The 19,061-nt window shown below is 50.6% G+C and carries 13 protein-coding genes and 1 pseudogene; 7 read left to right on the plus strand and 7 right to left on the minus strand.

The annotated features are described in order from the left end of the window. The first annotated feature begins 173 nt into the window (after positions 1-173). The 6 genes from lgt to EJO50_RS10015 all read left to right on the plus strand — a co-directional run bounded on the left by lgt (position 174) and on the right by EJO50_RS10015 (position 6,543). Positions 174-965 carry a prolipoprotein diacylglyceryl transferase gene (gene lgt, locus EJO50_RS09990; protein ID WP_125973800.1) on the plus strand — a complete coding sequence of 264 codons (792 nt, stop codon included), beginning with the start codon at positions 174-176 and terminating at the stop codon, positions 963-965. A 61-nt stretch (positions 966-1,026) separates the two neighbouring features. After that, positions 1,027-1,875: a putative selenate ABC transporter substrate-binding protein gene (locus tag EJO50_RS09995; RefSeq protein WP_125973802.1), complete on the plus strand. Its 849-nt coding sequence runs from the start codon at positions 1,027-1,029 to the stop codon at positions 1,873-1,875. A gap of 273 nt (positions 1,876-2,148) precedes the next feature. Beyond that, a complete protein-coding gene (locus EJO50_RS10000; RefSeq protein WP_125971014.1) occupies positions 2,149-3,132 on the plus strand; it encodes an IS110 family RNA-guided transposase in 984 nt (327 codons plus the stop codon). A gap of 61 nt (positions 3,133-3,193) precedes the next feature. Next, entirely contained in the window at positions 3,194-3,982 is a 789-nt protein-coding gene (locus EJO50_RS10005; RefSeq protein WP_125973804.1) for a phosphonate ABC transporter ATP-binding protein, read from the plus strand. Between the two features lie 57 nt (positions 3,983-4,039). Continuing rightward, positions 4,040-5,608, plus strand: coding sequence for a phosphonate ABC transporter, permease protein PhnE (phnE, locus tag EJO50_RS10010; protein ID WP_125973806.1), 1,569 nt, complete (start codon positions 4,040-4,042; stop codon positions 5,606-5,608). Between the two features lie 437 nt (positions 5,609-6,045). Further along, a complete protein-coding gene (locus EJO50_RS10015) occupies positions 6,046-6,543 on the plus strand; it encodes a DUF456 domain-containing protein (protein ID WP_125973808.1) in 498 nt (165 codons plus the stop codon). A 542-nt stretch (positions 6,544-7,085) separates the two neighbouring features. Here the strand turns inward: EJO50_RS10015 and corA are convergent. The 5 genes from corA to EJO50_RS10040 all read right to left on the minus strand — a co-directional run bounded on the left by corA (position 7,086) and on the right by EJO50_RS10040 (position 11,890). Continuing rightward, positions 7,086-8,183 (minus strand): magnesium/cobalt transporter CorA, encoded by a 1,098-nt coding sequence (corA, locus tag EJO50_RS10020; protein ID WP_233702039.1) that lies wholly within the window; start codon positions 8,181-8,183, stop codon positions 7,086-7,088. Further along, the gene (gene ppx / locus EJO50_RS10025) at positions 8,144-9,613 is read right to left on the minus strand and encodes an exopolyphosphatase (RefSeq protein WP_206434362.1); all 1,470 of its coding nucleotides are present in this window, start codon (positions 9,611-9,613) and stop codon (positions 8,144-8,146) included. The genes corA and ppx overlap by 40 nt, the downstream gene beginning before the upstream one ends. 146 nt (positions 9,614-9,759) lie before the next feature. Continuing rightward, on the minus strand, positions 9,760-10,461 hold the full coding sequence (phoU, locus tag EJO50_RS10030) for a phosphate signaling complex protein PhoU (protein WP_125973810.1): 702 nt from the start codon (positions 10,459-10,461) through the stop codon (positions 9,760-9,762). 96 nt (positions 10,462-10,557) lie between these two features. Beyond that, a complete protein-coding gene (gene rpiA, locus EJO50_RS10035) occupies positions 10,558-11,214 on the minus strand; it encodes a ribose-5-phosphate isomerase RpiA (protein WP_125973811.1) in 657 nt (218 codons plus the stop codon). Between the two features lie 73 nt (positions 11,215-11,287). Continuing rightward, complete coding sequence (locus EJO50_RS10040) at positions 11,288-11,890, minus strand: MarC family protein (RefSeq protein WP_125973813.1); 603 nt, start codon at positions 11,888-11,890, stop codon at positions 11,288-11,290. 214 nt (positions 11,891-12,104) lie between these two features. Here EJO50_RS10040 and EJO50_RS10045 point away from each other — a divergent pair, with 214 nt between their 5' ends. Further along, on the plus strand, positions 12,105-12,536 hold the full coding sequence (locus EJO50_RS10045) for a globin family protein (RefSeq protein ID WP_125973815.1): 432 nt from the start codon (positions 12,105-12,107) through the stop codon (positions 12,534-12,536). A 536-nt stretch (positions 12,537-13,072) separates the two neighbouring features. Here EJO50_RS10045 and EJO50_RS10050 read toward each other — a convergent pair. Together EJO50_RS10050 and gltB are read right to left on the minus strand one after the other, a co-directional pair. Then, positions 13,073-14,487: pseudogene (locus tag EJO50_RS10050) on the minus strand (glutamate synthase small subunit GltD family protein). Positions 14,488-14,614: 127 nt separating this feature from the next. After that, entirely contained in the window at positions 14,615-19,048 is a 4,434-nt protein-coding gene (gene gltB / locus EJO50_RS10055; RefSeq protein WP_125973817.1) for a glutamate synthase large subunit, read from the minus strand. Between the last annotated feature and the right edge of the window lie 13 nt (positions 19,049-19,061).

A 19,061-nucleotide genomic window follows, 5' to 3' on the forward strand; every position in this document is an offset into this window, starting at 1 on the left:
GCACATCAAAGCTTGGGTAAAAGTGGGACGGCAGTCATAAAAACGGCTGATCGACTCTGCGTAGTTAAAAGTGATTTTGTCACTCCAACATACAGGGCTGGCAAGCCTAAAGGAAATATTCAGACTAAGTGCTTAGGGTATAATCGGCCCATTTTACCCCTAGGCTGGTTTGCATGCTAATTCATCCGCAATTTAATCCCATAGCCATCCAACTTGGCCCTGTGGGTATCCACTGGTACGGGCTGATGTATCTCATCGGCTTTATGCTGTTTTTGTTTTTAGGCCGGATGCGCGCCAAAAAATCCAATAGCTGGAAACCTGAAGAGCTGGACGATCTGCTATTTTATGGCGTGCTGGGGGTCATTCTGGGTGGGCGGCTGGGCTATGTGCTGTTTTATAAACCTGACTTTTACTTCTCGCACCCGCTGGATATCCTCAAAGTATGGGAAGGCGGCATGGCGTTTCATGGCGGATTCCTGGGTGTATTAATCGCCATGTGGGCCTTTGGCCGCAAAACTGGCCGCAGCTTTTTTCAAGTCACTGATTTTATCGCCCCGCTGGTGCCGCTGGGCTTAGCTGCTGGCCGCCTGGGTAACTTTATTAATGGCGAGCTGTGGGGCCGTGTAACATCCGCAGACATGCCATTTGCGATGATTTTCCCGCAGGCACACGACGGCCTGCCACGCCACCCTTCACAGCTTTATCAGTTTGCCCTGGAAGGGATTAGCCTGTTTATTATTCTGTGGCTTTATTCTGCAAAACCACGCCGCACAGGGCAGGTTTCTGCACTCTTCCTATTAGGCTATGGCATGTTTCGCTTTATTGCCGAATTTGCCCGCGAACCTGATGATTTCCTTGGCTACTTAGCCATGCATCTTTCGATGGGGCAATTACTCAGCCTGCCAATGATCCTGATCGGCGCACACTTATTCTGGTGGAGCAGCAAAAAGCCACGTCATACCTAAGCTTTCGCAGAGCGGGTAAAACACGCCCTGCAAAGCGCTTATCAAATACTAGAGAAACGCTATGAAACTACGCTCCATCGCCCTTGTAGCCTCCTTGCTTGTTACTGGATTTTGCCAGGCAGAGGAAGTATTAAGAGTTTCGGCTATTCCGGATGAATCGCCAACCGAGCTACAACGCAAGTTTTCCCCGCTGGGCAAATATCTGGAAGCCGAGCTTGGTATAAAAGTACAGTTTGTGCCGGTAACCGATTACGCCGCAGTGGTAGAAGCACTGGCTGGCAAGCGCATTGATTTGGCCTGGCTGGGGGGATTTACCTTTGTGCAAGCCAATAAACGCGGCAAAGTAACACCACTGGTTCAACGCGAAGAAGATGCTCATTTCACCAGTAAATTTATTACTGCCAATAGCAGCATCAACAGCCTGAATGATTTACGCGGCAAAGCCTTTGCCTTTGCCTTTGGCTCTGCCTCCAGCACCTCCGGCCATTTAATGCCACGTTATTTTATTGAAAGCAAGGGCATTGATCCGGATAAAGATTTTAAAGGCCTGCCTGCTTATTCCGGCACCCACGATGCCACCGTGGCCTGGGTTGCCTCTGGCAAGGTAGACGCAGGTGCTTTGAATGCTTCGGTTTGGGATAAATTGGTCGAGCAAAAGAAAGTAGACCCAAGCAAAGTGCGCGTTTTCTACACTACGCCCCCCTTCTTTGATTACAACTGGACCATCCGTGCTGACCTGGATGCAAGCGTTGCCGCCAGGCTGAAAGCCGCTTTCTTAAAGCTGGATGCTAAAAATCCGGCGCACAAAGAAGTACTCGATCTGCAACGCGCCAGCCGCTTTATTCCAACCTCTGCCGAGAATTACAAAGCAATTGAAGCATCGGCTAAGAAAGTGGATTTGATTAAATAGTTCATTTGTAGGGTGGGCAAAACGATTCACCTTGCCCACGCGTGGGCACAAAAACGTGCCCACCCTTGTATCTTGTTCCCTGTGGTGGTTAGCTACTACCACACGAGGCAAAGTGAGTTTGGGCCCAACCTTAAGGCATTGACCTTCTCTTGTAGATCAAACCCTTCGCCTCTCTTCTTTCGCCAAATCAGACACTGAACGGTAGCCAAGGGCGCTGACCCTGTATGCACAAGGCAAGTGGGCGAATTAGGCTTTTTTACAGGAAGAGTTCTCATGTTTTATCTTGGTATGGATGTGGCTAAAGCTAAACTCGATTGTTATTTGCTAACCCAGCTTGACCCGCTCAAAGGCAAAGCCAAAGTCGTTACCAATACCGCCAAAGGTCTCGCCGATTTACTGGCCTGGCTGACTAAAAATCACATCCCTCATGATCAGTTGCACGTCACCATGGAAGCCACTGGCGTGTATCACGAATTAGCCGCTACGCTGCTACATGATGCTGGCGTGTGCGTCTCGATTGCCAATCCCGCACAGGTCAAACATTTTGGCCAAGGCCTCGCTGTTCGCACCAAAACCGATGGCGTTGATAGCCAAGTGCTGGCACGTTACTGCGCCATGATTAACCCTGCCGCGTGGCTGCCTCCGCCGCCCGAAGCCCGCATTTTGAAAGGGTTTCTTGCCCGCCGCGAAGCGATTCTGCAAGACTTGCTGCGCGAACAAAATCGCCAAGAAAAAGCACAGTCGACTGTTACACCAGAGCTGATTCATCAGTCGATTAACGACAGCATCGCCTTTCTAAACGCGCAACTCAAAAAGCTGCAAAGCCAAATCGACGATCACATCGACCGCCATCCAGGACTGAAAAATGACCTAGATTTACTACAAAGCATCCCTGCAATTGGACCGCAAAGTGGGACACAATTGTTGGCTGTGATGCACATGCATCAGTTCAATACAGCCGAACAACTATCGGCCTATTTGGGCTTGGTGCCGGTCGAGCGACAATCAGGTTCGTCACTATTAGGTCGCGCTAAACTGTCCAAAGCTGGCCCTTCGCAAATACGTGCAGTACTTTATATGGCCGCTATTGTTGCCACAAAATACAACCCCCACGTCAAAGCCTTATTTGAACGTTTGCTTGCCCGAGGCAAGAGCAAAATGTCTGCCTTGGGCGCTTGCATGCGCAAACTGGTACACCTGAGCTTCGGCGTGCTGAAAACACAGAAAAAGTATCAAGCTGAGTATCAAAATGCTTGACCGGCAAGACGGTATCTACAATGCCATGTTTCCTACCTTCCCCTTTTAACATAAGTAAGCCATGTTCCAACTGCAACAGCTCTCCCTTACGCTAGGCTCTCATTGCGTCTTAAACAACATCACGCTTACCGCCACTCAGGGCGAGCAGATTGCGCTAATTGGGCCGTCCGGCGCGGGTAAATCTTCTTTACTCAGGCTGCTGGGCACGCACCATGCGCCAGATAGCGGCGAATTACGTTTATTAGATCAAAACCCCTGGCAGCTGGACCGCCGCCCTCTGCAGCAATTACGCAGCCGCATAGGCATGGTTTACCAAGCTCCGCCACTACCGGGTAAAAGCCGTGTGCTAACCACGATAGCCGCCGGGCGCTTAGGTCGCCAATCCTTTGCACAATCTTTACTGGCGCTGGCTTATCCGCAAGATATTGCCGGGATACGCGCTGTATTAGAGCAGGTGCAACTGGCGGATAAATTATTCGTAGCTTGCGATACGCTATCTGGCGGGCAATTACAGCGGGTGGGCTTAGCGCGGGTGCTGTATCAGGCCCCCGATCTCATCCTTGCCGACGAGCCGGTTTCTGCGCTTGATCCGGTTTTGGCGGATAAAACCATAGACTTGCTTACTTCTGCAGCACAGGCACGCCGCACCACGCTGCTGACCAGTTTGCATTCGGTTGATCTGGCGCTCAAATTTTTCCCGCGCATTGTGGGCATCCGCCAAGGGCAAATTCAGTTTGATTTACCCAGCAGCGACGTCAGCCCCGCGCTGCTGGAGGCGCTGTATGCAGGGGAAAGTAATGAGGTGGAGACACAATTAGCAACCAGCCTGCCCCGGGGGGCACGATGCTAGTGGCACTACTTCCTTCGTTCGCGTGGGCACACTGTGCCCACCCTACATGGGGCTGATATGAAGCCCCACCATAAAAAAGACCCGGCAGCAAAGCTACGTCTAGCCATTACACTGGCCGTGATTTTATTATTTGCGCCCGCTTTTCAGCTCAGTGGTTTTGCCCCTTGGAAGCTATTTGAAAGCGGCACGCTTAACCATCTGTTTATTTTTCTGGGCAGCTTTTTCCCGCCTGCGCATTCTGCTGATTTTTTGCATGAAATGGGCCTGGCCACCATTCAGACTCTGGCGATGGCCACAACGGGATCGCTGCTGGCGATGTTAATTGGTTTTCCTGCCGCACTGCTCAGCACCCAAGCCTTGTCGATTCCACTGCTTACAGCGGGACGCAAGCGGGCGGCGCGCTGGCTGGGTGTGCCTCTGTTAAGAAGCATATTGCTGCTACTGCGCGGCATACCGGAAATCGTCTGGGCGCTGCTATTTGTGCGCGCCTTTGGCCTAGGCTCTACCGCCGCAGTGCTGGCGCTGGGATTAGCCTATGGCGGCATGCTGGGTAAAGTTTACTCAGAAATTTTAGAATCTCAGCCTAAAGAAGCCGCTACTGCACTGGCGGCCAGCGGTGCTTCACGCTGGCAAATCTTCAGCCACGCCCTGCTGCCGCAAGCCCTGCCCGAGCTGCTTTCCTATTCGGTTTATCGCTGGGAATGCGCCATTCGTGCGTCCGCAGTAATGGGTTTTGTCGGCGCTGGCGGGTTGGGGCAATTGCTCGATACTTCCATCAAAATGATGAATGGTGGCGAAGTAGGCAGCTTGCTGATTGTCTTTTTACTGCTGGTCACCGGCACCGAAGCCATCAGCCAGGCCGCCCGCAAAGCGCTTGAGCAAAGCACAGGCAAACTCTTTTTAGTTGCCGCCAGCATGGTGGCTTTTTCCATGTACTGGCTGTGGAGTGACTGGCAACAGGCCTTTAGCACCAGCAACCAGCTGTTTACCTATCTGTATGATTTTTTCCCCGCCGATTTCAGTGCCGCCCATATTGCACTGGTAGCAAAAGGCACATTAGAAACACTGGCCATTTCTGCCGTCGGCACCTTGCTGGCGCTATTTGGCGGGGGATTACTGGCCCTGCCTGCCGCTGGCCGCTGGGGAAAAATGCCTAAAGCCATCGCCCGTTTATGGCTGAATTTACTGCGCGGCGTACCGGATTTACTCTGGGCCGCCATCATGGTGCTGGCCGTGGGTCTTGGCCCTTTTGCCGGCACCCTGGCGCTGGCGCTGCATACTTGTGGTGTACTGGGCAGATTGTTTACCGAAACGCTGGAAAACGCCGATCCACAGCCCTTCAACGCCCTTATCTGCTCCGGCAGCAGCCGTCTTAACGCATTTTGCTATGCACTGATGCCGCAGGTAGCCGCGCAATGGGTGGCCTATACGCTGTACCGCTGGGAAAACAATATCCGTATGGCTACGGTGTTAGGGCTGGTTGGTGCAGGAGGCTTAGGGCAACAACTTTACTTCACGCTGTCTTTATTCCAGCAGCAACAAGCTGCCACCATCATCATCGCCATGCTGGGCTTATCTTGGTTGGTGGAACAGCTCAGCTTGTTGTTATGCAAAAGACTGGGGTAACTTGTATACAGAGCGGGTAAAACCCCATAGGCGCTAACCAAATTGTTTTTTTCATTAGCAAACAGCGAAACAACCACACTCTTTACATAGGCCTTTTTAAAGTCCCCTTGAAACGCGCCGGAGCAAGAAACAAGCTGATCCCGCCCGCCGCCGACTCGATTATCCGCAGCGCAAGGGCTTTCGTATTTCGTAGGGCGGCCTTCTTTGCTTCCTTTCTTGGCTGTTCAAGAAAGGGAGTCCCCAGCGAGGATAGCGCACCTAAATCAACGAGCCGAAGGCACTAAAAAGATCTTTTTGACTTTGCTTAGTACGTAGGGAGCAAAACCCACATCCTTATTCAGAGTTGCTCACTAAGCCCCAAAAGCTCACAGCAAATACCAAGAACCTTCTAACCATTTCATACTCGAACCCACTTCAATTCTGACCTCAGGAAAAACATGCCAGAAATTTTAACTGCAGATATTGGCTGGTGGATCCTTGCCTGGGTTCTAATGATTTCAGGCCTGCTGGGCACACTGCTACCGTTTTTACCTTCTACACCCTTTATCTTTGGCGGCATGTTGCTGGCTGCGTATTTAGATCAGTTTGCGCGTGTGGGCTATGGCTGGCTAACCGTGTTGGGCTTACTGCTGATTTTATCGATGGCGCTGGATTATATTGCTGGGGCATTAGGGGCAAAAAAAGCGGGGGCTAGCCCTGCTGCGGTTTGGGGCGCTTTAATCGGGGGAGTTTTAGGGATTTTTGCTGGCTTGCCCGGGCTGCTTTTAGGGCCATTTATTGGCGCTGCCGTGGGTGAATTCTGGGCCAAGCAGGATGTGATGCAAGCCGGAAAAGTCGGCATTGCCACCTTTATTGGCATGCTGGTGGGTGCGGTTGCCAAGATTGCGATTGGCCTATCCATGTTTGCCGTATTCGCTTTTGCCTGGTGGGTTTAGCCAGGGCTCATTTCTCAGCGCGGGGGCACTGCCCCCAGAGTGATACCGCCACCAACTCGAAAAATGCCCTTTTATCCCACTTTATTTTCGGCCATTATTTATGCCTAGAAACTCAAGGCTTTCATTTTGTGAAACAAAATACGCTTTGTCTTACAACAAGTAAAAAATGCCGTTCATCAGCAAGCCAGTGGCGTCTGCTCTGCAGTATTTTGTTTGAAACATTACATCGATAAGATTAATAATTTGTAGTTTTTATTAAACTTATTTATATAAAATATATTACTAAGCTTTCCTCGCCTCTCAAAAAAACACCAATAAATAACTTATATTAATTTGCGCAAAGTGAAAGTAATTCATAAAGATTATAACCGGGGTATTGCCATTGAATCGGTCTATAGAACACGAATATTCAATACTTTCTTTTTTAATGTGCAAAGAATGCGGAAGCGGCGCAGCCTAAGCAGCCATGCATTCCCCTGCTGCACTGAAGAAGGACGGGTACTTGCCGAGCGGGGCAGAAAGGAAGAGAGCTGAAAAAGGATTCAAAACCAGCGTTTAGCCCTGAAATAGAGCGTTAAGCCAAGGCCGATTACTGCCATGCCGCCCAGCACAGCAAAATATCCCCAGCGCCAGTGTAGCTCGGGCATCACTTCAAAATTCATACCGTAAATACCGGCAATTAAAGTCAGCGGCATAAAGATGGTAGTCAGCACGGTTAAGCGCCGCATTTCAATATTCATGCGATTGGCTTGCAAAGACATATAGTTATCTTGCAAGGAATTGACTAAATCTCGCAGCGCTTCGCCGCTTTCTATCATTTGCACCACATGATCGTACACATCGCGCAGATAGAGCTGCGTTTCATCACGAAAGAAATCTGCCTCATCCCGCTGCAAAGTATTCATCACTTCGCGTAATGGCCATAAGCCGCGTTTTACATATTGCATGGTGCGGCGCAGGGCTTGAATTTCTTGCAGCTGAGCCGGATGAGGGCCTTCAGAAATCGCATCATCCAGATCTTCACAGCGCTCGCTCAAGGCTTCGAGCACCACAAAATAGCGGTCGACCAGTTTATCCAGCAGGGTATACACCAGATAATCTGTGCCAAAGCGCCGCAACTGGGAATGGTTGGATTTAAGCCCTTCGCGAATCTGATTAAAAGTGCCGCTGGGCTGTTCTTGAAAGGTCAGCACATAATTACGGCCCAAAACAATGCTGACATGCTCGCTGCTGATTTCGCCAGCCTCATTAACGCTGACTAAGCGCGCGCAAATAAACACATAGCCGTTAAACACCTCAACTTTGGGTCTTTGCTCGGTATTAAGAATGTCTTCCAGCACCAGCGGATGCAGGCCAAAACGCCGGCCTACAATCTTCAGTAAATCAATATTGGCCAGGCCATGCAGATTGAGCCACAGCAGAGGATGCTTGGGCTGATAATCCGCCCCTTCCTCTAAAGTCGTGAAGTGCGTTTCCTGAAAATCTTCCGCCCCCTGACCATATTCAATCAGGGTAGCCAGGGTCGGATCGGCCTCGCGCGGGCCTACATAATGCAGGCTGCCCGGTGCCATCCCGACTTTGGTGGCGGTAGGAACGGTCCTTAGCTTACGACGACTAGTTTCATGCCGATGTTTTGCCACGCATTCACCTCCTCGATCAAGGCATAAGCGGTCAGCGGATTAGCCTCTAACCAGACGGGGTCTAATTCCACTAAAAACTGCTTACTAGTGACTTCACAACGCAGCAAGGGAAGCTCTAGATCTGAGCGCGAGCGGCAAAAGATCGCCGCCAGCCTTAATGCCATAATCGCCGACCACTCGATTAAATCGACCACTTCATCATTCAGCTTGCCCAAGCCGCCGCGATGCGCCAACACCAAACGCGCCAACAGCGCTTGTTCACGCTTGGAAAAACCCGGCATATCGGCATGCAACAAGATATAAGCCGAATGCTTGTGATAGCTGGCATGAGCAATAGAGCGGCCCACTTCATGCAAGGCCGCCGCCATATTCAGCCTATGGGCGCTGACCGCATCATCGGCCACAAAACGGCCAAATAATTTACCCGCCAGCAGGGCCACGCGCTCGGCCTGATAAGGATCGACATGATAGCGGCGCTGAAACTGTTCCACCGAGCGATGACGGATATCATGCTCTGACTGCCGCCCGACTAAATCGTATAAAACCCCGTCACGCAGCGCACCAAATGTCACGCCCATACGCTCAACGCGCAACATATCAAACACCGCCATCATGATGGCAAAGCCCCCCGGCAAGACCGGGCGACGATCTGAACGCAGGCCATTCAGCTGCACTTTATCCACGTGGCCTGCCGCCAGAATATGCACGCGCAATTTGTCCATGCCCTCACGGGTAATGCCGAGGGCAGAGAAATCATTCAGCTCTAAAATATCGGCAATCGAACGGGCGGTGCCGGAAGTACCGACGGCACGTTGCCATTGCTCATGATTAAAATCAGGCACCAGTGAAAGCAACATGCCACGCGCTGCAAGCTCGGCCTCAGCTAAACGCTCGGCTGTAATCACACCATCCGGGAAAAAACGTAAGCTCCAGCTCACGCATCCCATTGGTACGCTTTCGGTACGAAAAATTCTAAAGTGGCTGCCGGTAATCAGCTCTGTGGAGCCGCCGCCAATATCCACCACCAGACGTTTATCACGCGTGGCTGGCAAACTATGCGCCGCGCCGATATAAATCAGCCGCGCTTCTTCCCGCCCGGCAATCACTTCAATGGGAAAACCCAAAGCGGCTTCTGCTTGCGGCAAAAAAGTAGCGGCGTTTTTAGCCACCCGAAAAGTATTGGTTGCAACCGCACGCACGCACGCCACAGGTAAGCCCCGCAGGCGTTCACCAAAGCGGGCTAAGGCCTCGATGGCCTGCTGTTGAGCCTCTGGAGTAAGCGCGCCGTGGGCATCCATACCTGCCCCCAGCCTTACGGTTTCTTTCAAAGAATCTAAAGGGAACAGAGCGCCTTCAACTACACGGGCGATTTGTAAGCGAAAGCTGTTGGAGCCAAGATCGACTGCGGCAATGATAGGATAATCAGGCATATATGGCTTCAAGATGAGAGCATGGGCATTAAGATAACGTGCGCCCGCCTTGCTGGCAAACAGGAAAATCCCCACGCATTAAAAAGGGCAAAGGCAGTTTACGCCGCCTTTGCCCCTAAACTACAAAAAAGATAGCTTAATCCGCCTTAACTTAAAGCCACACGATCAACTTCTTCCTGGTTTTTATGACGAACATCCTGCCCTTTAACCAGATAAATCACCTGCTCAGCAATACTTACCGCCAAATCACCAATACGCTCAATGGCTTTTGCAATCCATTGAATTTCAAGGGTAATAGTAATTGCACGGGGGTCTTCCATCATCACGGTAATCAATTGGCGTTGCAATGCGCGGTATTCATCATCCAGGCGCTCATCAGCGCGTTTTACATCTGTAGCTGTTACCGCATCCATACGGGCAAATGCATCCAATGCACGGGACAACATATCCAGAGCATGCTCTGCAATATGATTTAATTCATTAAAACGCGGCACTTGTAAGCGGCCAGCTTCATAAATATTTTTAGCCCGTTTGCATATACGGGTCGCTTTATCGCCGATTCTTTCTAAATCTTCCACAGCTTTAATAACCGTCATCACCATACGTAAATCGGAAGCGGCAGGTTGACGACGCGCAATCATATGAATACACATATCATCAAGTAATACATGCATTTCATTAACACGATTTTCTTCTTCAAGCACATGATTAATTGTGCCCATATCACCAGAAGCCAAAGCCTGCATAGACTGGCGTACTTGCTCTTCTACCAAACCAGCCATTCCCATCACCTGGGAGCGAATTTCTTCTAGTTCAGCATCAAATTGTTTTGAAATATGTTCGGACATTAAAGAAATACTCCTGCAGGATATTAATTACAAAATAGCACAAGTATATGACTATTTTATTGCAAATATTTTAGAAATGGCTGGCAATACATTGTATTACTTCAAGGTCTGCACACCTTTACTTGTACCCAATAGCAAGACATCTGCACGGCGATGCGCAAATAAACCATTGGTAACTACACCGACAATCTCGTTAATCTGGCTTTCTAATTTATTAGCCTCACTAATTCGTAAGCCATGCACATCAATAATGATATTGCCATTATCAGTAATCACCCCTTCACGATAAGCAGGATGGCCGCCTAATTTAACCAATTGCCTTGCCACATAAGAGCGCGCCATTGGAATCACTTCCACTGGTAATGGGAATTTACCCAGCACATCCACCAGTTTGCTTTCATCGGCAATACAAATAAACTGCTCTGCTACCGCAGCCACAATTTTTTCACGCGTTAATGCGGCACCACCGCCTTTAATCATTTGTAATTGGCGGTTAATTTCATCTGCCCCATCCACATATACCGGCAAATGGTCGACTGTATTTAACTCAAATACGGGTATGCCATGCGATTTTAATCGGGCAACACTGGCCTCGGACGAAGAAACTGCACCCTGAATACGGCCTTTCATTGTTGCCAATGCATCAATAAAACAATTGGCAGTAGAGCCAGTGCCCACACCCACAATACAATTGTCCGGGACATATTCAAGCGCTGCACGGCCAACGGCTTGTTTTAATTCATCTTGATTCATTATTTATTCCCTGTTTGATCATAAGTGACTAAATCTATTGTAGCCCGGTAAAAAACCGGGCATTTGTGCCGTATCAAGGCAGCGTTGCCAAATAATGGCGAATTCCCGAGAGCAGCATTTCAACAGCAATCGCGGTTAATATCAGCCCCATCAGGCGCTCGAATGCTGTCGTCACCCGCTCACCAAGTAAGATACTTATCTTTTCCGAGAAAGCCAGCGTAAAACCACACACCAGCATTGTCAGGGCCAAAGCACCTATCCACTCCCAGAGCCTGGCGGGCTCGCGTGAGACCAGTAACAGCACCGTTGCCAAAGCAGATGGCCCTGCAAGCAAGGGAATAGCGAGCGGCACAATAAAAGGCTCACCTTCCTCCGTATCGCCAAATACGCCTTCTGGATGAGGAAAAACCATACGCAAAGCAATCAAAAATAAGATCACCCCGCCTGCAATCCCTAAAGATGTTTCTGACAAATGCATCAATTGTAAAAACTGCTGACCAAACAGCATAAAAATAACCAGCACACAGAAAGCCACCGACACCTCCCGCACAATCATACGGGTGCGCCGCGCTTTGGGTACCTGCTTTAACAAGGAGACAAACAGCGGAATTCCCCCCAGCGGATCGGTGACCAGCAGTAAAAGGATAAAAGCTGAGGCAAAAGAAGAAGTTTCCATAGGAGCGATTCTAGCGCGTACTCAATCAAAAAAACCATCGGGAAAAACAGGGTCTTGTGCTATCCGAGTAGGTACAGAAATCGGTAAATATCCATTAGTCGGGCCAGTCTGCATGACAAACTATGACAGACCATAGTAGACACAGCTAATAAAAATATTAACTGAGACTTTCCTATCGGCAACTCGTCCCTCTTTTAAAGGATGGAAATTCATCATGGCACTAAGCGATAAAGATATTTCACTGGTCAGAGAAACACTGGCTCTCATCCTGCCCATTGCAGATGCCGCCGCTGATATGTTTTACCAGCATCTTTTTGAAATAGCCCCCGAAGTAAAGCCCCTTTTCAAAGGAGATATCAAAAAACAGGGTGCCATGCTGATGACCAGCATAAAACTGGCTGTGGATCATATTGATAAACCTGAAATTTTGCTACCCACCGTACACAAACTAGGCGAGCGCCACGCCCAATATCACGTACAGGAAGATCACTACACCATCGTAGGGCAAGCCCTGCTCTGGACATTGGAACAGGGTTTGGCTGATGCATTTACAGAGGACGTAAAGCGGGCATGGGCAGCTGTCTACACTACACTGGCCTGTGAAATGATCAAAGCGCAGCGCGGCGCAAGCATTACCCACACTTAACCTAAAACAGATCATCCTGGCAGGCAGTAGTACCTATTTTGCCTGTGAAGCCATTATCAATGGTTTGCGCGAAGTAAATGCGAAAGTTAACTTAACCGGCAGGCAAGCCTTATAGATTTACCCTGCAAGACAACTGTGGTACGACCTACTATGCAGTGCAGTTTCAGGGTGAAAATCATACAGGCTTTACGGACTACGCCAATGGCTTTGCTCCCATCTGCAAAGTCAGTGAAGATTTTACCCTGCCATTAGGTGATGGTTAAGCTTAATTGGCACAAGCTGCTATTTGAAAAGAGTGAGCACGGGGGAAAATGGCAGCTAAAAGAAGCTCAGTGCAAGGCGAAATAAAGACGAGAGGAGCGCTGCTCAGCACCTTTGCTCATCAACTTACACATATTTTTATTAAAAAACATTTGTAATGCAGAAGAAACCCGCAAATTTATGCCGTTTATGGATTTCTCCCTCCTGATATCAATCCCGTAAAAGCAAGAAGGGGAAGGCTAAGCCCTCCCCTTTGTGCTGATATCAGACGTGTTTTACCACACGCCCAAAAACTCCAGCATACCTTCCGCAGCCTGACGGCCCTCAAATACAGCGCGCACCACCAGATCTGCACCGCGCACCTGATCACCACCGGCGAATATTTTTGGATTGCTGGTTTGGTGTTTCAAGGCTTGCTTCTCTGGCGCAATCGTGCGGCCACGGCTGTCGGCCTTGATACCCTGAGCTTCAAACCAGAAAGCCGCTTCTGCTTGAAAACCAAAGGCCACAATCACATGATCGCATTCGATGATTTGCTCGGAACCCGCCACTTCCACCGCCGCCTGACGACCATTGGCATCCGGCGCGCCCAATTCAGTGGTCACCAGTTTCAGGCCAAGGCTACCGTCGGCGTTTTGGATAATGCCCACCGGTTGGCGGTTCCACAGAAACTCGACGCCTTCTTCCTTGGCATTGAGTACTTCACGCTTGGAGCCGGGCATATTGGCTTCATCACGGCGATAAGCACAGATCACTGATTTTGCCTGTTGGCGAATCGAGGTGCGGTTGCAATCCATAGCGGTGTCGCCCCCCCCAAGACCACCACGCGCTTACCAGCCATACTGATGTATTCTTCGCCCGCTGGTAAGGTATCCATGCTGTTTCTGACGTTATTAATCAGAAACGGCAGCGCCTCCATCACGCCAAGCAAGTCTTCACCTTCAAAGCCGCCCTTCATATATTTGTAAGCGCCCATGCCCATAAATACGGCGTCGTAGTCACGCAGCAATTCTTCAATCGTGATGTCCTTGCCGATTTCGGTATTCAGGCAGAACTCGATGCCCATCCCTTCCATGATTTCACGGCGGGTTTGCATTACTGATTTTTCCAGCTTGAATTCCGGAATACCGTAGGTGAGCAGACCACCAATTTGCTCGTAGCGATCAAACACCACCGGCTGCACGCCATTCCGCACCAGCACATCAGCACAGGCGAGGCCTGCCGGGCCAGCGCCAATCACGGCGACTTTCTTGCTGGTTTTAACCACGCCCGACATATCCGGACGCCAGCCTTGTTTGAATGCTTCGTCGGTAATGTATTTTTCGACCGAGCCAATCGATACCGCACCAAAGCCACCCTGATTCAGGGTACAGGCCCCTTCGCACAGACGATCCTGCGGGCAGACACGGCCACAGATTTCTGGCAAAGAATTGGTTTTATGCGACAGCTCGGCCGCTTCAAACAGGCGGCCTTCATCCACTAACTGCAACCAGTTCGGGATGTAGTTATGCACGGGGCATTCCCACTCGCAATATGGATTGCCACAGCCCAGACAGCGGGCAGCTTGATCAACAGCATCATGCTGATTCAGTGGAGCGTAAATCTCTTTAAATACAATCTTACGCGCGGCAGCGTCAACCTTCTCGCCCGGATTCCGGGCAACCTTCATAAACTGGAATACATCTGACATGATCTAAACCTCGGTAGTGAATCTGAGGGTAGTGAATAAAGGGCTTGGGGATTTAAGGAGTGGTGATTTAAAGAGCCGGGAGTCGAACCCCACTCACAGCTCCCGACTCACCACTCCCTTATTCTCATCAATCTTTTAACAGATCATCCAACTTGGCAGCCTTAGGTTTCACCAGCCAGAAGTTATCCTGCGCTTCATCAAAATCGGCCAGAATATCAATGGCGCGGGTCGATCCGGTCAGCTTGGCGTGATCACGCAATTTTCCGCGTAAGAAGGCCCGCACTGCACCGTAAGACTCGCCATTAATCAGATTAATATCCACCAGCTCATTATTAATACGGTAAGCAAAACGCTCTTTAGGATCGTAAACCAGCGCAAAACCACCGGTCATCCCCGCCCCAAAGTTGTAGCCTGTTTCACCCAGCACAATCACACAACCACCGGTCATGTATTCGCAGCCGTGATCGCCAATGCCTTCAACAATGGCCGTAGCACCGGAGTTACGCACCGCAAAGCGCTCACCCGCCGTACCTGCAGCAAACAGCTCACCACCAGTTGCACCGTAAAGGCAGGTATTACCCACAATCACGCCCGCATGCGATTCAAATTCTGAAGCTTTTGGCGGAAAAACCACCAAACGCCCGCCGCTCATGCCCTTACCGACGTAATCGTTAGCATCGCCTTCCAGCTCAATCGTCAGGCCCTTAGCATTCCAAACGCCCAGAGATTGCCCGGCCGAGCCGTGCAATTTGATATGCAGGCATTCGTTCGGCAAACCATCTGCGCCGTGTGCCTTGGCGATTTCGCCCGACAAACGCGCACCAATGGAGCGATGAATATTACGCACTGCGTATTCAAACTTTTGCGGCGTTTGGCTCTTAATACCGGCAATGGCGTCTTTCACCATTTGTTCGGCCAGCTCGCCCTTATCAAAGGACGGGTTGCGCGCTTCCACGCAGAAACGCGGTTGCGATTCCGGAATTGTGCCCTGGCTGAGCAACACACCCAGATTCAGACGGCCTTGTCGTTCGGTCGCGCCCGCTGCCAGCTCCAGCATTTCGCTATGGCCGATCAAATCAGATAACTGACGCACACCCAGCGCCGCCATCCATTCGCGGGTTTCTTGCGCGATAAAGGTAAAGTAATTCACCACCATTTCTGGCAGGCCAATAAAGTATTTGGAGCGCAGCTTGATTTCTTGCGTCGCCACGCCGGTTGCGCAGTTATTCAGGTGGCAAATCCTTAAGAACTTACAACCCAATGCCACCATCGGCCCGGTACCAAAACCAAAGCTTTCAGCGCCCATCATGGCGGCTTTTACCACATCCAGGCCGGTCTTTAAGCCACCATCAGCCTGCACGCGCACGCGCCCACGCAAGCCGTTAGCACGCAAGACTTGCTGCGCTTCGGTCAGGCCCAGCTCAAATGGCGTACCTGCGTATTTCACAGACGCCAGAGGCGACGCACCTGTACCGCCGTCGTAACCTGAAATAGTAATCAGATCGGCGTAAGCCTTCGCCACACCGGCAGCAATCGTGCCCACACCGGGCTCTGCCACCAGTTTTACCGACACCAGCGCATCCGGATTGACCTGTTTCAAGTCAAAAATCAGCTGGGCCAAATCTTCAATCGAGTAAATATCGTGATGCGGCGGAGGGGAAATCAAGGAAATCCCTGGCTTAGAGCAACGCAGTTTAGCGATCAGCGGGCTGACTTTATCCCCTGGCAATTGGCCGCCTTCACCCGGTTTTGCACCTTGTGCGACCTTGATCTGCAAGACTTCGGCGTTGACCAGATAATGCGGTGTCACGCCAAAGCGGCCAGATGCCACTTGCTTGATCTTGGACATTTTCACCGTGCCATAACGCGCCGGATCTTCACCGCCCTCGCCCGAGTTTGATCTGCCACCCAGGCGGTTCATCCCGATCGCCAAGGCTTCGTGCGCTTCAGGGCTGAGTGCGCCCAAGCTCATGCCTGCAGAATCAAAACGCTTCAGAATCGACTCAACAGATTCGACTTCATCAATCGAAATCGCCTTAGCGGCATCAAGCTTCAAGCCCATCAAATCGCGCAGCATGGCTACAGGGCGCTGGTTCACCAGATCGGCGTACTTGCGGTATTCCTTGTAATCGCCGTTTTGCACGGCTTTTTGCAGCTGCATCACCACATCAGGGTTGTAAGCGTGGTATTCCTCGCCAAACACATATTTCAACAAGCCGCCCTGTGCGATTGGGCGCATGGTGTTGAAAGCCAGCTTATTCAACTTGGCCTGATCGTCTTGGAAATCAGCAAAATTAGCGCCGGAAATCCGTGAAACCGTGCCGTTTAAGCACAGCTCAACCACTTCTTCATTCACGCCAACCGCTTCAAACAATTGCGAGCCGCGATAAGAAGCAACGGTTGAAATGCCCATTTTAGAGAGAATCTTGAGCAGCCCTTTATTAATCCCCTTACGGAAATTATTAGCCGCTTTCTCTAATGGCAAATCAATCTGACCAATTTCTACCAATTCTTTAATCGTTTGGTAAGCAAGGTAGGGGAATACCGCCGTTGCACCATAGCCAATCAAGCAAGCAAAGTGATGCGGATCGCGCGTGGTGGCGGTTTCTACAATGATATTGCTCAGGCAACGTAAGCCGGAATTCACCAGCTCGTGATGCACCGCGCCCACCGCAAACAGCGCTGGAATCGGCAAACGACCCTTTTGAATATTCTTATCGCTTAATACCACCACCACGGTTTTTTCATCGCGCACGCTGTCCAGCACATTGGCGCGCAGTGCTGCTATGGCCGCTTTTAGCGTGGTTTGAGCCGGGTCGAACGTAATATCAAAGAAAGCCGGTTTGTAATCCGGATCCGTCATGGTGGTCAGCGCATCAAACTTATCTGACGACAACACTGGCGAGCGAACTTCTAAACGACTGGCGTTAAATTCTGTTTCTTTAAACAGATTACGTTCAGGGCCAAAACAGGTATTCAGCGACATCACAATCGCTTCGCGGATCGGATCGATCGGCGGATTAGTCACCTGGGCAAATTGCTGACGTAAATAATCGTAAGGCGAGCGCACTTTGGTCGACAACACCGCCATAGGCGTGTCATCCCCCATCGAACCTATCGCTTCCTGACCATCTGCTGCCAGCACGCGCAAGATTTGATCGCGCTCTTCAAACGTCAGCTGAAATTGCTTTTGGTAAGTCAGCAACTCGGCGCGGCTCATCGCTTCCAGCGGCGAATTGTCTTCTGCCAGCTCTAAATGCTGAGCGTGTTTCTTCACCCAGGCACGATAAGGCTGAGCGGTTTTTAAGCGGTTATCGATGGTTTCGGTATCGAGGAATTCGCCATTACTTAAATCGACAGCCACAATCTGGCCCGGCTTAACACGGCCTTTCTTCACCACATCTTCGGGCTTATAGCCCCACACGCCAATCTCGGAAGCAATGGTCAGGTGACGATCTTTGGTAATGACATAGCGCGCCGGGCGCAAGCCATTGCGATCGAGCGCACAGCCGGCGTAGCGGCCGTTGGTCCAGACGATACCGGCCGGGCCATCCCACGGCTCCATATGCATGGAGTTGTATTCGTAAAATGCACGTAAGTCACGGTCATTGCTATCCACGTTTTGCCATGCAGGCGGCACCAGCATGCGGAAAGCACGGAATACATCCATGCCGCCCATCAACAGGCCTTCAAGCATATTGTCCATCGACATGGAATCAGAGCCATTGGTTTGAACAATCGGGCGTACCGTGTCCATATCTAATAGCTCGCTGTCCATAATCGCTTCGCGGGCTTTGGCCCATAAACGATTACCGTGCAGGGTATTAATTTCGCCGTTATGCGCCAGATAGCGGAAGGGCTGAGCCAGCTTCCACTGTGGCCAGGTATTGGTCGAAAAGCGCTGGTGATACACAGCCAGTGACGATTCAAAACGCGGGTCTTTCAGATCCAGATAAAATTCTGGCAAATTATCCGGCGTAACCAAGCCCTTATAAGACAGCACATGCGGGCTTAAGGTTGGCATATAGAAAGCCGCATCGTCAGTATTCGCTTTTTCTGCCACACGGCGAGCTTGGTAAAGCTTGCGCTCAAACTGATGGCTATTCATTCCTGCTGGCGCATTTACAAATAACTGGCCAATTTGTGGCAGTGTTTGTAAGGCATATTCGCCACAGGCTTCGACATTGACCGGTACGCTGCGAACCCCGGCGACCGATAAACCCTGCTCTTCCATTGCAGCGAAGAGTTTTGTTAATGTTGTTTGCTCGCTATAAAAAATAATGCCTACAGCGTATTCATCGGCCACCGTAAATTGATTTTCTGCGGCCACGGCGCGCAAAAACCCATCCGGCTTTCGAAACAGCAAACCACAGCCATCGCCTGATTTTCCATCAGCGGCAACGGCTCCACGGTGAGTTAAACATGCAAGAGAGCTAATTGCAGTAGAAACCAGCCAATGCGAGGGCAAGTCTTCCATTTGAGCAATCAGGCCGAAGCCACAACTATCCTGTTCGAACGTCGGGCTATACAACGTGCCCTTTAACCAGCCTTGTCGATCCATCACAAAACCCTTA

The sequence above is a fragment of the Iodobacter ciconiae genome, assembly GCF_003952345.1.
GTDB lineage: Bacteria > Pseudomonadota > Gammaproteobacteria > Burkholderiales > Chitinibacteraceae > Iodobacter > Iodobacter ciconiae.